We start from the raw sequence: 13,724 nt of genomic DNA, 5'->3' as shown, positions 1-13,724 counted from the left end.
AACTTTAGTTTTTGTTTTTCAATCGACTTATAGTCGACACTCACACGAATTTTATTCGTAATTTAACCTATGGATTTTCAATCCATAGTCGTTAAGTTTTTGCTAATTCTTTCTTACTTTCATCAGCTATTTTCTTTTGTAAATCCGCAATCTCTTTCTCTATTCGATTTACTTGATTTTGATAATATGAGGAATCCATAATATTTTGGTTTAATTGTTGGTATATGACTATTTTTTCTTCCCTATTCCAATATTCTCTAATAAAAAGTGCATTTGACTAACTCCTGTATTCGGATTATCAAAATCAAATTCTTTCAACTTCTTAGCATTAGCAATAGCAGCCGGCAATTGGGACGAAAGTCGCAAGTAAATATCTTTATTTTGCTTGGTATAATAAACTTGTGATTTATCATAATCAGGTAAGTGTTTTTTTAATTGCTTAACCAAATCGATGTAAGAAGTGTAAAATTTTGAGGTAGCTTCAAAATGTAATAATAACCAATACTCAAAGCAAGGGTTATTTATGATAACTATAACAATGTTACTATATTTCTTTGTGATGATATTGGTATATTCTTTCAGTTCTTGTAAAACCGTTTTTTCGCCTTTCTTCGTCTCTCGTGTTTCTTTGTTTATGACATCAAAATCAATAATCCAATATACTTTGTCATAATCTTTTGAGAGTTCAACGACTTTATTATATTGCTCTGATAGTTTCTTGCGTTGGGGTATTTCGGGTTTTAAATCAACGCTAACAAGTTTTTCGTTTCGCTTTAGCATTTGTATATACCAAAACTCTGTCTCTCCATCTACGACAATAGCATATTGGGGTTTAACTATTATGGGTATTCTTCTACTCTGTCTCATTCTTCAATATCGATGTAGTAGTCTCCCAGATTAGGAATACCGCCAAGTTTACCAATTTTGTAAGCATTATAAATATTACTTGTATCCCTAATTACCGATGTATCAAAATCAGAAAGAGAATAAAGTTCTGTAGCACAATTTTCAGACTTATCTGTAATCCAAATAGCATCATTTCTGAAAATATCTTTATTATTCAATATTTCTCTATTATGAGTAGTCGCAATGATTTGAGATTTCTTTGAATTTACCAAGAATGATAATAAAAAATGAGTATATAAATCAGGATGAAGAGAGGATTCTAGTTCATCTATCGGAAATATGCAAGAGTCTCTTATCATAAGACTTAATATTTCAGCAAAACCATAATATCTTTGTGTTCCCTCTGATTCTAATTTAAAAGGAAGATTAAATTTTCTATTGTCTAATGTGTGCTCAAATTGTATTTGATATGACAACATATCTTTAATTCTCTGAAATGATTTCATTTTTTTTATAGAATCTTCAAAATCTATTTTGTCTTCAATTTCTTCATCCTTTTCAATGAGTATATCGGAAATATAGAAATCTGCTTTCTGTAAAATTTGAATTATATCTTCTTTTCTAATCTTTGATTCTTCTAGTTGTTTTATAATAAAGCGATCCAATGAAACTTTTGGACGTATCAATGGTTTTAGATAATACTCAAACCAATCTGTTACATCTTTTAATTCTTTTAATTGAATATTTGTTTTTAGGAATCCACCTAAAACAGTATTATTCCATAGGGTATTAGACTCTAAATTTTTCTCAAATATTTTATCTATCTTAATTTTACTACCGAAAGTAATCTCTGTAAATTGAGTCTCTAAATTTGTAGTCCTCTTAAATACATTCGCCTTGTTGGGACTATAAAAGTTTAACTCTTCTTTTACAATAGCTTTTTTATTCAACTCTACTTCATAATAATACCGTGTTGAATTATAAATAAACTCAATAGATAAAATTGTATTTTGATGAGGAGTTGCAATATCAAATAAGAAAGGCTCATAATTAAATTCTGTCGTTTTCTTTTCTTGTGGGTTTAATACTATTCTCCTCAAAAAATCAAGAGCTTTTAGAATGGTTGTTTTTCCCGAAGCATTTGCCCCATATATCAACCCTAATTTAAGCAATCTCAAACCATTAATCGGAATTATATAGTAATCCTCTAAATGTTCCGATTTATCAGCCTCAAAAGACAATATTTGCTCGTCTTTTATTGAACCGAAATTCTGTACGCTAAATTTGACAATCATTTTACATTTAAATTTGTTATTCAATTGTAAATTTAGGGATAAAAATTTAGATTATTTGATTTTTACCTTTAAATTCGTCATTTATTTACATTTTTAAAGAATAATTTGGGGGGCAATTATTTTGCCGTCTCCAAACTGCCAACTAACTTAGCTCATGCGAGTTAATGAACATTTTTAGAAAATGGCAGAATATTCAATCATAAGTTGTATAAGAAACGACAAGCCGATAAAACGTAACGGCGAATATCCAATATATCTTCGTATTAGGGTTGGAATCAAGGAAACCAAAGTTTCAGCGAAGTTAGATGTAAGAAAAGAGCAATGGGATGCGAAAAAGAAAGCTCCAAAAGATAGGGCATTGCTAATCCTCTTAAATCGGAAGATAACGGAATTAGAACTTTATATAAATAGAATCCTTGTAGAGGGGCAGGAATTGACCTTAGACGTGGTAAAAGAGTTCTATTCAGGTAAGAAAAAAGTAAAACCCGAAAACGGTTCTTTGTATGACTACTATCTTGAATTTGTAGAACGCAAACGCAAAGAAGGTCTTAACCCAGAGACTATCCGAGTGTATTTGACAACCTATAATGTTCTGAAAGAATTCAACGAAAATATACGGATTTCGGATATATCTTTGCCTTTCATTGAAAAGTTTGATGACCATATGCGAGAAGTAAACGGAAATTCGGCTGGTGGACGCAACCCAAAGCATAAGAATCTGAGAACCGTTATTTTGGATATGCAAAAACGTAATCTTTCAGTTGACAATCCTTATAAGTGGTTCAAAATACCGAGTTCCGAAGCAAAAGAAATTTACTTGGATAAAACGGAGCTTAATACTTTGGTAGAATATACCGAGCAATTTGATAAAAGCTCGAAAGAATATCAAATTTTGAAAATGTATCAGTTTTCTTGCTTTTGCGGATTACGGTTTTCCGATGCAATGACTTTGACTTGGAAAGATGTTGATTTTGAGAATAGCATTATTCGCAAAACAATGATAAAAACCAAGACTGATGTTATTACTCCTTTATTTCCAATGGCTCGTGATATATTAATGGAACGGTCAAAGAACGGAACTCCGTTAAATAGTGATGAGAAAGTATTCTATAATTACGCAGAACCGACAGTAAACCAAACGCTCCGTAATCACGCAAAACTTGCAGGAATCAAAAAGCATATTACCTATCATTCTTCACGTCATACGTTTGCGACCCTTCTTGTAGTCGATGGAGTAGATATTTATAAAATCTCGAAATACTTGGGGCATAAGTCGGTAAATATGACCCAACGATATTTGAAATATGATTTGTCGATAGCAAGAGAATCGGCAAGAGGAATCCATACGTTTTCGTGATAGTTATCAATGAATTGCTTGAATATATTTATCTTCGCATAAAAATTGCATTGCTATGAGCGTATATGTTCCTACTCCGACATTATTTCTTCGTACCGATAAGAAAAAGAAAAATGGTAAAATGCCTTTGTATATCAGATTTCAACGAATAGACGGTAAAGAACCTAAATTTTCTTTTGGAAAAAAAGGCAAAACGTTTGAGTTCTCCCAAGAAGAATGGAATGATATTAAAAAATGCCCTTATGATACCGAAATGGCTATAATCATTGATAATGAGTTCGGAAGAATAAAAAAAGAAGTCAGTAAAGCAGTTATCAATGAAGAGGAAATAACAATTGATTTACTAAAGAAAATTGTTGAGAATGAGAATATAGACGAATCAGGCAACGCTTCTTTCTATGATTATTTTAATAAGTATATTGTAATGCAAGAAAAAAAAGGCAATATGTCCAATGGTACTTTCAAATCATATAGGACTACTTTTCGAGCATTAAAAGAATTTCGCAAGGAAATAAGAATAAAAGATATAACTGAACGATTCATAAATGATTTTGAGAAATTTCTTATAAAATGAGGCAACGAAGCAGGCAGAGGAGATGTAGAAGGTAGTCGATATAATAGACTTAGGCATTTCAGAGCAGTCATAAACTATATCGGAACAAGACAAAAAATCAAAATTGAAAATCCGTTTCAAAGTGGAGATATTTCGATTAAAGAACCTGATACGAATAATGTTTTCCTTGAAAAGGAAGAATTAAAGAAACTTAATACATATTTTTTAAAAGAAGCTACGCATGGCTCTTTAGAATCTGATGTTCTTGCTATGTTTCTATTTTCTTGTATGACAGGTTTGAGAATAGGCGATGTCTTAACTCTCAAATGGAAGCATATCGACCGCTCAGATGAACCTTGGATTATTAGAAAAATATTGGAGAAGAAAGTAGGTGGAAAAGAAGTTCTTTTAGAAAATATCATTTCTAAATACGCACTATGCTTATTGGATTGGACGCAAGACGACTATAATAATTTGGAGCAACCCGAAAGATTTGTTTTCCCTCAGATAGAGCGTACAGAGATAAATACAACGTTGAGAGAATGTGCAGAAAAAGTAGGGATTGATAAGCATCTTACCTTTCACTCTTCCCGAAGAACTTGTGCTACGAATTTTATGATTAATGGAATGGATCGCTACGCTTTAATGAAGTTTATGGGGCATAGAAGTTTTAATACTACGCTTAAATATGTTAAGTGGAGCGGTATGATTTCGAAAGAATTTGCTGATAAAATAGAAGTTGTCAAAGTCAATAAACCTTTAGTAAAGTAGAAAAATGAATACATTGTTGATTATGCAAACTGAATTTAATTCTATGGGTTTTCTTGCTATTGTCATTATTATAGCAGTCATTGTAAACGCTTTGATTTTGCTATACTATGTTTACGAAATGGCTTGTAAAAATGGGAGAAGTGCTTTCTATTGGGTCATTTTCTCTTTTTGTTTAACTCCGATAATCAGTATAATATTGCTTTCCTGTATTGGGGAAACCGAAGAAAAAAGAAGGGAAAGATTGCTGAAAGATGAAGAATATCTAAGATTAATGCTAAAATAACCCTTAATCTAAATTGCTAAAGAACTCTTCCAACGTCATATTGTGAGCATCTACCACCTTTAGAAGAGTTTTCATTGTAATGTTTGCTCCGTTTTCGATTCGGGAGTATTGAACACGGTCAAAGCCTTTCTCATTGGCAAAATCTTCGGCACTAAGATTTGTATTTGCCTTTCGCAAAGCACGAACTCGATTGCCTATTTCAGCCAAACGACTATCTTTTGATATTTGAGATTTCTTCTTAATCATATATTTTACACGAAATTACGGCTAACTCCGCATCTATGTAACCGCATAAATAACGTTTGCATATATGCGGTTTTATTGTTAATTATTGCTATATTTGTCCAATTTTGAAATTTGTATCTAATTGAACAATAGCAATAAAATGAAGAATAATCCTTTTGAAGAGTTAAGTATCGCAATTAAGCCTAAAGCCTTATTTCAGGCTTATTCCCATGAGGCAAACCAAGTTGAGGTAGAAAAAAGAATCGAAGTTCTTGCGAGAATTGTATATGCTGGCTACAATCTCAGTGAAGTAGTAAATAATTACTTGCAAAGCAAAGAGGGTTTGACTGATAAAGTACGAAAGAATGAGATAATCAATACTTTTAATTCTTGCACTCGTGTAATTTTGGATAAAGTTATTGAGAAGGATTCTTGTTTCTCAAAAGTCAAGGATTTAATAAAAATCTTCTATGATGATAATGAACCTAAGAAACTTCAAGATGCGATAAATACTTTTTTTATTGTAATAAAAGAACGATTCTCTATCAGGGATTTATTGATTGCTTATTTTGAGAACTCCCAAGATTATTCGGTTCTAAGTTCCGCAATAGGCGTTGATTTGAGAGAAGATATAAGCAAGCAATTACAAGAAAAAGACGAAAGAGAAAACTCTCAACCCCTATGGAAATATGTTGAGTTGTATTCTTGGTTCAAAGAAGTTTTGGTTCCCGATATTCAGAATAATAATGTCAGATATTGGCTTCCTTCTTCGCAAATGCCAACAACTCAAATAGCAAATGTCTTTATAAAGAAATACTTTCCTATTGAAGACCACGAATTATTGAAAGTAAATACAGAACTTAGGAAAGAACGATTATACGAGTTTGCCGAAAAGCTAACCAGAGTTCTTTGGCTGAATGAACCTCTATTTGAGGAGCCTATCTATTTGGTTCGTTGTAATTATACAGACAAATCGGCTTCCGAACTGGAATATTTGTATGAGAATAATATTGTTTCTATTTGCATTCAAAAAGAAGAAACGGAAGACCAAGATTATTTTGATGCTTTGATAATCGGCAATAATCCTCCGTATAATAACAAGTTGCCATATATTCAGCGTTTTGTAAGCCTTGTTAATTTAGCAAAGGAGTGCAAATAGATCAATATCGCCGTAGAGGTCCGTTCAGCATGGGTTACTTCAAAATAAGTCAGTATACCAGCGGGTAATAATAGTTCGTAGCCTGTTTCCATAAAGCAAAACTACTCCCTTTTTTCTAACTCCACAACTTTAAGGGGTGAGCCGCTTCTCGTAGAAATTCATAATAAGGCTTTTCGCCTTCTCATAAATATTTGTGATCTTTTTGTTGTATAAATGTGCCAGATGCTCTCCCGCACGAACCATCATTGCTTTTGCATCCCAATGTTTGGGTAAGATTGATATTCCTAAGCCAATATAGGAATCTTTTTGGTAAGCGATGTAACGCATACAAAGTTGTAGCTTACCATCTTTACGAACGTAATCGTTGCGTAGTACTAATTTTACTGTTGCTCTCATGTCTAAATTGTTTTAAAAGTTCGACCAATTTTCGACCAACAGATTGTGTAATTTCTCTAATTTTTCTTTCTATTCTTTCTTTTTTCAAAAACACAACTCTCTGAAAAACAGAAAGATTAGAAATTTCTTTCTAATCTTTCAACACTCTTAGAGGTTCCTGGCGAAGCTCACTTTGGGTTCATATGACTTTGCTTGAATGATATTTATTTGAAATTTACCAAAATATATAAAAGTCAATTAAATTCACGATTCAATAAAGGTCATTTTATTGCAGATTTTCCGTACCCGTAGCCGTACCTATTAATCAAGAGCTTTTATTTTTCTTATTAAATCAATCGTTTCTTTAAATCCTGAAAAATTTGTAGAATCAGGAGCTATTTTATTTGCAAAATCAACCTTTTTATCCGATTTAAAGCTAAATTTTGGAGGAACAGTATCGGGAATAATGTCTCTTTTTGAGATTGGAATATCGCTATCTTGGAGTAATAATTCAGTTGATAGATAACAATATTTAGGTTCATTATGAACAAATTTATTTCTGAAAGTAGGTGCAATTAACTTTAAGATGTATACTGCATAATTATTATGTTTCAAAATAGAGTTTCCGTCAATATCTATTTTCGAATATGATTTAGAATACTCTTTTGCTATTTTGTTAAATTGGTCAACCCCTTCTTTATCATTATCAAAGATTGCTATAATCTTTCTTGAACCTAACATCTCTCCAATTTTAGGTATATGAGAATACAGAAAACCTGCTAAACTATTTGCACCCTCGCCTATGACCCCGCCTCCTTTAGTATCTGCTGGCTCTGAATATCCAAAATTATCAGCTTCTTGAGAATATAGAGAGTCAAAAGCCTTCCTAAATAGAATGCGGTCTGATTCGCCTTCGAAAAAGAGCATAGATTTATTTGCGGATTGTATAATATCAATATTTTCTTCTAATAATTTACGTTCTTCTCGGAATTTATCATATACCTCTTGTAAATTGTCAAGTAATTTCAGTATTCCTAATTCAGATTGCAGCTCTTGTTCTGTAAATAATTCCTTATTAAAGTTGATTATGTCAGTGTTATTTTCTTTCTTTAAGGCTCTATATCGACTTACATTTTCATTTTTTAAAGTGATAAAATGAAATGAGTGAGAAGATATAAATATTTGATTCTTTACGGAATATATATCTACAAACTCTTCTGCCAAAGAATATGATTTTGAATATTCGCAAGAAGTTTCAGGCTCATCAAAAGCCCATATGTGCCATTTCTTGGATTCTAATTTTGAAATTTGGTTGAGAATAAAGGGAATATAGTGCATTCTTATACCATCGCCTCTATTAAATAATGGTATTTTGAAAGAAGGCATATCAGAATTATGAGTAGAAACAGATAGTCGTTTTGCTAACTCATTTACACTTGTTGGAATAGAGATAGTTGAAGGAATTCCTGCTTTTTCTTCAAAATTTTCAGATAAGTCTTGAGAAAACTCCGATAATTTGTCATTAAAAGTCTGTAAAGTGTTTGTAAATTCTGTTTCAGAACCTGTAGTATTGTTGATAATAGCATTATATAATTCGATTAGAATTATATTAAAGCATTCATTATCCTTTATTGCTGGAATATACGTAAACTTAAATCGATTCATAAACATCGAAAGTGCAGTTTCCAACCGTTTGGTAGATATATTCTGACTTCTTCTCCATGTTTCAGTGTCATTAATTTGACTTATTATTTTACCACTCTTTCCCCATGTTTTTTTTATAGAAAAAGAAGATGGTAGATTTTGATAGTTATAATTTTTGAACCAAATTTTGACACTTATTGTCTGCTTTTCTTTAGTTCTTGTGATACTTGCTTTCTTATAGATATTAAATTCTTCATCGAAATTTATAACTTTATCATTGAAAAAGATATCCAAAGCTCTTAATACATTTGATTTACCAACGTCATTCCCTCCCGAAAAGATATTTAAATCATTTATATCTTTTATCAATATACTTCTTAATGATCTGAAATTTTTAATTTCAATTTTAGCTATCCATTTCATTTTACATAAAGAATTAGTTTTCTGATTTATTTCCAATCTACTTATAGCAAATATTTTTCATTGGTATTGGATTCTTGATTCTTTTGAACGAAGCGAGAATACAGATTGACAAAGATAAAAGATATTTATGTTCAAGGCATTATATTCTTTGGCAGAAATTTTGCCCTTATTGACAAAGCCACTACTTTAGTACATGAAACTGTAAATGAAATCGGTATTATGGCAGAATATTCAATCAATAAATGTCTTAGAGATGAAAAGCCTGTAAAAAGGAATGGTAAATATCCTATAAATTTAAGAATAGGAGTCGGAGGTAAAGATACCAAACTTCCTACTAATCTTGAAGTGGAAAAAGACAAGTGGGATGCAAAAAAACGAGAGCCAAAGGATAAGGCATTGCTAATCCAACTAAATAAGAAGATAGCGGACTTAGAGCTTCAGATAAATAGAGCATTGGCAGACGGGCAGGAATTGACCTTGGATTTGATTAAAGAGTTCTATTCAGGTAAGCGAAAAGTAAAACCCGAGAATCAATCGTTTTATACATATTATCTTGATTTTGTAGAACGTAAAAGAAAAGAAGGATTGAATCCAGAAACTATTCGGGTATATATGACAACCCATAATGTTTTGAAAGAGTTTAAAGATGACTTCAAAATATCGGATATTTCTTTGTCTTTTATTGAAGAATTTGATGACCATATGCGAGAAGTCAATGGTAATTCGGGAGGAGGACGAAATCCAAAGCATAAAAACTTCCGTACTGTCATTCTTGACATGATAAAGCATGATATTCCTGTCAAAAATCCTTATCTATGGTTTAAAATACCCCAAGCAAATACGAAAGAAGTTTATCTTGAACGTACAGAATTGGATCAGTTAAGAAAGCTTAGACCTAAATTGAGTCATGATTCTACGATGTATAAAGTATTGCAGATGTACCTTTTTGCTTGCTATTGCGGACTTCGCTTTTCCGATGTTATTGATTTAAAATGGAATCATATTGACTTTGAGAATAACCTTATCAAAAAGACTATGATAAAGACAAAATCTGACGTTATAACTCCTTTGTTTACAATGGCTCGTGCTGTAGCTTTAGAACTGTCGGATAGCAAAAGACTCATTGGTAGTAAAAAGAATGTTTTCTATGGTTTTAAAGAACCTACCGTAAATAAAACCCTTGTAAAACTTACGCAAATGGCTGGTATTGAAAAGCATATTACCTACCATTCCTCAAGGCATACCTTCGCCACTCTTTTGGTTCTTGATGGGGTGGATATATACAAGATTAAGGAATACTTAGGACATAAGTCTGTAACAATGACTGAAAGGTATTTGAAATATGATTTGTCGATAGCAAAAGAATCAGCGAAGGATATAAAGACCTTTGGATAAGACAAAAAGACCCATCCTATAAAATGAGTTATTGCGTTCTTTAGAATCCGAAGATATATTTTTATCTTTGCAATGTTCTTAGGAACAGACTTATTAGAAATAGTAAGAAGTGCCTTGCCTATCGAAATCGCCAAATTTTGAAAATATATACAAGGCACGAATAGCTCTCCAATATAGGGTGGGTTGTTTGTGCATGTATATATGGGTGTTTGGCGATACCCGATAGGCGTGGACGGCAGCCCACTTCTTCTTTTATATAAACCTCTTTGGCTGCGGAGATTATAATTTCATTTATGCAAACGGAATTTAATTCTATCGGTTTTCTTGCTATGATTTTTCTAATAGCAATAGTCATCAATGCCATTATTCTTTTTTGGTATGTTTACGAAATGGCTTCCAAAAATGGGCGAAGTGTCTTTTATTGGGTAGTTTTCTCACTTTGTCTAACTCCAATAGTCAGTATTATATTGCTTTCTTGTATTGGAGAAACCGAAGAGAAAAGAAGAGAGCGGTTGCTTAAAGATGAGGAATATTTAAGAATAATGAGAGGATAAACCATGAAAAAGAAAATAATATTATCAATTCTACTATTGTTGTTTATTAGATATAATGCAAACTCTCAAACGGTTAACCAAGAGGTTGTAATGCGGGAAATAGTTAGTGATGCTTGGAAATTCTATAAAGGAAATGTAAATGCAACTTCGTTTTTCAAAGCACCTACCTATACCATAGATAAACGAGTTTATATAGAAAGGGATGAGAGGACTTGGAAGGAAGATGTAAAAAGAGCAAACTACGATTTGAAAAACGGAATTTTAGCTTATACTTACAATCCTTATCCATTTGTTAATGTAATTATTCCTGATGAAGGAGAAGTAAGAATCTGCTATTTGCCTATTCCTGATATAAATAGTTTTATCAAACTTGTTGAAAAGATAACGGGATTGGAATATGACCCCACCTCTCCCGATTCTTCTCCCGAAGAAGGATTATATAATTTGACTGGAGAAGTAAAGCTTAATAGTTCGGAAGGAGATACTTATTATGATAATGATTCTTGTATTATTACTATCCATGAGTATTTCCCTAAAAAAGTAGGAGGTTGTGCAGTTGAAATTCGGTTCTCTGGAATAGTCTTGTAATATGCTATTCTTAAAAATCTCAAAAATGAAACATTTGAAAAGATTATTCATTACTCTGTCGTCCATGCTTTGTATTAACATTCTTTCCTATTCGCAAACTCTACTTATAGAGCCTTCAATATCAATTAGCGAAGCAAAGAGGTATTTAGGAAACGGAAAATTATCTGATTCTATATCAATTTGTACAACGTATTTGTATGATACCAAAGTGGTCAAGAAATACAAGACTTATGTTACAGCCGATTTGAATGATTATTTACCTCCCGATGATAATGTAGCCGATTGGAATTGTACCGAGATTACCGAAGAGGAAGAGGCTCTGCTAAATAAGCAAGGAGTAATGATATGTGATACAATAATAGTTGATGCAAAAGTCGCAGGTTGGTATAAAGTTTCTCACCAAACGGTTGAAGAAAAACGAATGCAAGCAAAGCAAAATATAAATAGCGGTATTGAGAAAAATCAAAATAGAAATAAATATAAGCCTATTCGTACCAAAAAGGATTTACAAGAAGCATTAAAAGGTTTGATAAAATCATCGAATTGAAATTCTACTTATTAAATAATCGGTAGTTGTTGGATTAATAATAGGAGCGGGGAATAACTTAACAGGTTGTTCCCTATTGTCTTTTCAAATAGTGTATTGGGTATAATATTTTTGTATATATTCCAAAAATGACTATATTTGACTGATAAATATTCGATTTATGAAGAAAATAAATGAGGTCAATAATATTCAAAAACTTCTCAAAAGGCAAAGGGCTTATATGAAAGGTATTCTTGTTATGCAAGAAAAACTATTTGATATTCAAAATCAAATTTCGGAGGAGTTATTCAAGGAAGTAAAAAGGGAGAAGAGAAAAGAAAAAGTTACGTCCGATTTACTTTCGGCAAAAGATGTACGTAGTATGCTTGAAATTTCTGCTTCTACGCTATATCGAATGAGAATGGAGGACGGTTTTCCTTTTATCAAAGTTCCTGGCAAAAAAAGTATCATGTTCGATAAGAAGGACATTGAGGAGTATATGGCGATTCATAAAAAATAACGCTATGATTGACAAAATTACAATTCGATTTGATAAATTTTCGGGAAGCCTTGAAAATTGCAGACCTTGGAAAGTCTTAATCAAGAAAGAATCCGATTGGGATAAATATAGACTTCCTCGTTCCTCCAGAAAAGGAGACCATTCTTTGTTTGTTGGTGTTCATAAAGAAGACAAAAGGAAAGTAATAGTTTCGGGAAGTATCAGGAATTGGCTCTATGGAAAATCTACTTTCAGAGATTTAACTGCTTCAGATTTTGAAAAAGCAATATTTAATCTTGCAGAAGCTCTACATATACAGCCCTCCGAATTAGGCAAAACAAGATTTACCCAATGCGAGATAGGACTGAATGTAAAAATAAAAACGTCATGTAAAGAAATCATCCCCAAAATAGTTGATTATCATTTGTATGACAGGGATAACTTTTTAGATGAAACTATTTATTTTGATGCTACTTGCAAGCATTTGAAAATATATGATAAAACTACGGAAGTTGCTAAAAAAGATGAAGGTATGAGGGAAACTATTGGTACGATGCAAGCTGAAGGCAATCATATATTGAGAATCGAATTCACTCTTGATAATAAAAAGGCATTCAATCAAAGTCATATGGGATTTATACGAACTATTGGCGACTTACATATAAACTATTCCAATCTATATGAATTTTGGGCAAAGAACGTAAATGACATCGTTATTATGAATGCTTTGGAAGAAAATGATTCTATGACTCCCAAAGAATATCTTTTTCTAACCTCTTTGATTGGATTTGACCAAATAGAATCATTTGAAGGAGTAGAGGAGTTTGATTTATTTGCAGAAAAGTATGAGAGATTCCTTAATTCTTACTTATCGTATTGTAAAGGAAAGAATAAAGGGGCATTAAAAACGGCAAGAAGCAAAGCATATACCGAATTTATTGCGACTTTTGATAAATTTCCTTCTTCCAAAGAGTATAATAAAAAAGTATTGCGTGGAGATATTATATTGGCTTTATTACGACAAAGTCTAAAAGACGATTCTGCTTATTTTCCGACTTTAGTAAAAAGCGTGTGCGGAATTAAATAGCAATAAGAGTAGGAATAGTTTCTCTGTATAGGAGAAACCTAATGATGTAGTATTAATATATATGAGTATTTGTAATTGGAGGAATACTATGTTGCGTAATATAGAGCTGTGTGATATGGAAGATGTAATAACAAACCCTCTTTG

The 13,724-nt window shown here is 32.0% G+C and carries 16 protein-coding genes; 11 read left to right on the top strand and 5 right to left on the bottom strand.

The window, feature by feature from the left end:
* Positions 1 to 228: 228 nt before the first annotated feature.
* Both D0T57_RS12030 and D0T57_RS12025 read right to left on the bottom strand, forming a co-directional pair.
* On the bottom strand, positions 229 to 867 hold the full coding sequence (locus D0T57_RS12030; RefSeq protein WP_163273735.1) for an RloB family protein: 639 nt from the start codon (positions 865 to 867) through the stop codon (positions 229 to 231).
* Entirely contained in the window at positions 864 to 2,141 is a 1,278-nt protein-coding gene (locus D0T57_RS12025; protein ID WP_163273734.1) for an ATP/GTP-binding protein, read from the bottom strand. The genes D0T57_RS12030 and D0T57_RS12025 overlap by 4 nt, the downstream gene beginning before the upstream one ends.
* Before the next feature lie 181 nt (positions 2,142 to 2,322).
* On the opposite strand from D0T57_RS12025, the gene D0T57_RS12020 reads away from it, so the two are divergent.
* From D0T57_RS12020 to D0T57_RS12005, 4 genes are all read left to right on the top strand, one after another.
* A complete protein-coding gene (locus D0T57_RS12020; RefSeq protein ID WP_163273733.1) occupies positions 2,323 to 3,498 on the top strand; it encodes a site-specific integrase in 1,176 nt (391 codons plus the stop codon).
* 55 nt (positions 3,499 to 3,553) lie between these two features.
* A complete protein-coding gene (locus D0T57_RS12015) occupies positions 3,554 to 4,072 on the top strand; it encodes a phage integrase SAM-like domain-containing protein (RefSeq protein WP_163273732.1) in 519 nt (172 codons plus the stop codon).
* A 69-nt stretch (positions 4,073 to 4,141) separates the two neighbouring features.
* Positions 4,142 to 4,822 carry a site-specific integrase gene (locus D0T57_RS12010; RefSeq protein WP_163273739.1) on the top strand — a complete coding sequence of 227 codons (681 nt, stop codon included), beginning with the start codon at positions 4,142 to 4,144 and terminating at the stop codon, positions 4,820 to 4,822.
* A 4-nt stretch (positions 4,823 to 4,826) separates the two neighbouring features.
* Positions 4,827 to 5,105 carry a hypothetical protein gene (locus D0T57_RS12005; RefSeq protein WP_163273731.1) on the top strand — a complete coding sequence of 93 codons (279 nt, stop codon included), beginning with the start codon at positions 4,827 to 4,829 and terminating at the stop codon, positions 5,103 to 5,105.
* A 3-nt stretch (positions 5,106 to 5,108) separates the two neighbouring features.
* On the opposite strand, the gene D0T57_RS12000 is transcribed toward D0T57_RS12005, so the two are convergent.
* On the bottom strand, positions 5,109 to 5,351 hold the full coding sequence (locus D0T57_RS12000) for a helix-turn-helix domain-containing protein (RefSeq protein ID WP_163273730.1): 243 nt from the start codon (positions 5,349 to 5,351) through the stop codon (positions 5,109 to 5,111).
* A 139-nt stretch (positions 5,352 to 5,490) separates the two neighbouring features.
* Between D0T57_RS12000 and D0T57_RS11995 the strand changes: the two genes are divergently transcribed.
* Positions 5,491 to 6,489: a hypothetical protein gene (locus D0T57_RS11995; RefSeq protein WP_163273729.1), complete on the top strand. Its 999-nt coding sequence runs from the start codon at positions 5,491 to 5,493 to the stop codon at positions 6,487 to 6,489.
* A 129-nt stretch (positions 6,490 to 6,618) separates the two neighbouring features.
* Here the strand turns inward: D0T57_RS11995 and D0T57_RS11990 are convergent, their stop codons facing one another.
* Positions 6,619 to 6,885, bottom strand: coding sequence for an Arm DNA-binding domain-containing protein (locus D0T57_RS11990; protein WP_163273728.1), 267 nt, complete (start codon positions 6,883 to 6,885; stop codon positions 6,619 to 6,621).
* Positions 6,886 to 7,185: 300 nt separating this feature from the next.
* The gene (locus D0T57_RS11985; protein WP_163273727.1) at positions 7,186 to 8,931 is read right to left on the bottom strand and encodes an ATP-dependent endonuclease; all 1,746 of its coding nucleotides are present in this window, start codon (positions 8,929 to 8,931) and stop codon (positions 7,186 to 7,188) included.
* Between the two features lie 105 nt (positions 8,932 to 9,036).
* On the opposite strand from D0T57_RS11985, the gene D0T57_RS11980 reads away from it, so the two are divergent.
* The 6 genes from D0T57_RS11980 (at position 9,037) to D0T57_RS11955 (ending at position 13,580) form a co-directional block, all read left to right on the top strand.
* Complete coding sequence (locus tag D0T57_RS11980) at positions 9,037 to 10,326, top strand: site-specific integrase (RefSeq protein WP_255490586.1); 1,290 nt, start codon at positions 9,037 to 9,039, stop codon at positions 10,324 to 10,326.
* A 266-nt stretch (positions 10,327 to 10,592) separates the two neighbouring features.
* Entirely contained in the window at positions 10,593 to 10,880 is a 288-nt protein-coding gene (locus tag D0T57_RS11975; protein WP_221412305.1) for a hypothetical protein, read from the top strand.
* Positions 10,881 to 10,883: 3 nt separating this feature from the next.
* Positions 10,884 to 11,468, top strand: coding sequence for a hypothetical protein (locus tag D0T57_RS11970; RefSeq protein ID WP_163273725.1), 585 nt, complete (start codon positions 10,884 to 10,886; stop codon positions 11,466 to 11,468).
* A gap of 25 nt (positions 11,469 to 11,493) precedes the next feature.
* Positions 11,494 to 12,015: a hypothetical protein gene (locus D0T57_RS11965; RefSeq protein WP_163273724.1), complete on the top strand. Its 522-nt coding sequence runs from the start codon at positions 11,494 to 11,496 to the stop codon at positions 12,013 to 12,015.
* A gap of 160 nt (positions 12,016 to 12,175) precedes the next feature.
* Entirely contained in the window at positions 12,176 to 12,514 is a 339-nt protein-coding gene (locus D0T57_RS11960) for an AlpA family transcriptional regulator (RefSeq protein ID WP_163273723.1), read from the top strand.
* A gap of 4 nt (positions 12,515 to 12,518) precedes the next feature.
* Positions 12,519 to 13,580, top strand: a complete 1,062-nt coding sequence (locus D0T57_RS11955) for a phage/plasmid replication protein (protein WP_163273722.1) — start codon at positions 12,519 to 12,521, stop codon at positions 13,578 to 13,580.
* The last annotated feature ends 144 nt before the right edge of the window (positions 13,581 to 13,724 follow it).

Source organism: Dysgonomonas sp. 511 (assembly GCF_010501105.1).
Taxonomy (GTDB): Bacteria; Bacteroidota; Bacteroidia; order Bacteroidales; family Dysgonomonadaceae; genus Dysgonomonas.
Note: the sequence above shows the minus strand (reverse complement) of the source record. Positions and strands in the feature narration are given on the sequence as shown.

Bases quoted from the DNA above. Each gene is read 5' to 3' on its own strand.
- D0T57_RS11955 (WP_163273722.1), top strand. From the start codon at position 12,519: ATGATTGACAAAATTACAATTCGATTTGATAAATTTTCGGGAAGCCTT.
- D0T57_RS11985 (WP_163273727.1), bottom strand. From the start codon at position 8,931: ATGAAATGGATAGCTAAAATTGAAATTAAAAATTTCAGATCATTAAGA.
- D0T57_RS11970 (WP_163273725.1), top strand. From the start codon at position 10,884: ATGAAAAAGAAAATAATATTATCAATTCTACTATTGTTGTTTATTAGA.
- D0T57_RS11960 (WP_163273723.1), top strand. From the start codon at position 12,176: ATGAAGAAAATAAATGAGGTCAATAATATTCAAAAACTTCTCAAAAGG.
- D0T57_RS12020 (WP_163273733.1), top strand. From the start codon at position 2,323: ATGGCAGAATATTCAATCATAAGTTGTATAAGAAACGACAAGCCGATA.
- D0T57_RS12025 (WP_163273734.1), bottom strand. From the start codon at position 2,141: ATGATTGTCAAATTTAGCGTACAGAATTTCGGTTCAATAAAAGACGAG.
- D0T57_RS11995 (WP_163273729.1), top strand. From the start codon at position 5,491: ATGAAGAATAATCCTTTTGAAGAGTTAAGTATCGCAATTAAGCCTAAA.
- D0T57_RS11965 (WP_163273724.1), top strand. From the start codon at position 11,494: ATGAAACATTTGAAAAGATTATTCATTACTCTGTCGTCCATGCTTTGT.
- D0T57_RS12015 (WP_163273732.1), top strand. From the start codon at position 3,554: ATGAGCGTATATGTTCCTACTCCGACATTATTTCTTCGTACCGATAAG.
- D0T57_RS12030 (WP_163273735.1), bottom strand. From the start codon at position 867: ATGAGACAGAGTAGAAGAATACCCATAATAGTTAAACCCCAATATGCT.
- D0T57_RS12005 (WP_163273731.1), top strand. From the start codon at position 4,827: ATGAATACATTGTTGATTATGCAAACTGAATTTAATTCTATGGGTTTT.
- D0T57_RS11990 (WP_163273728.1), bottom strand. From the start codon at position 6,885: ATGAGAGCAACAGTAAAATTAGTACTACGCAACGATTACGTTCGTAAA.
- D0T57_RS12000 (WP_163273730.1), bottom strand. From the start codon at position 5,351: ATGATTAAGAAGAAATCTCAAATATCAAAAGATAGTCGTTTGGCTGAA.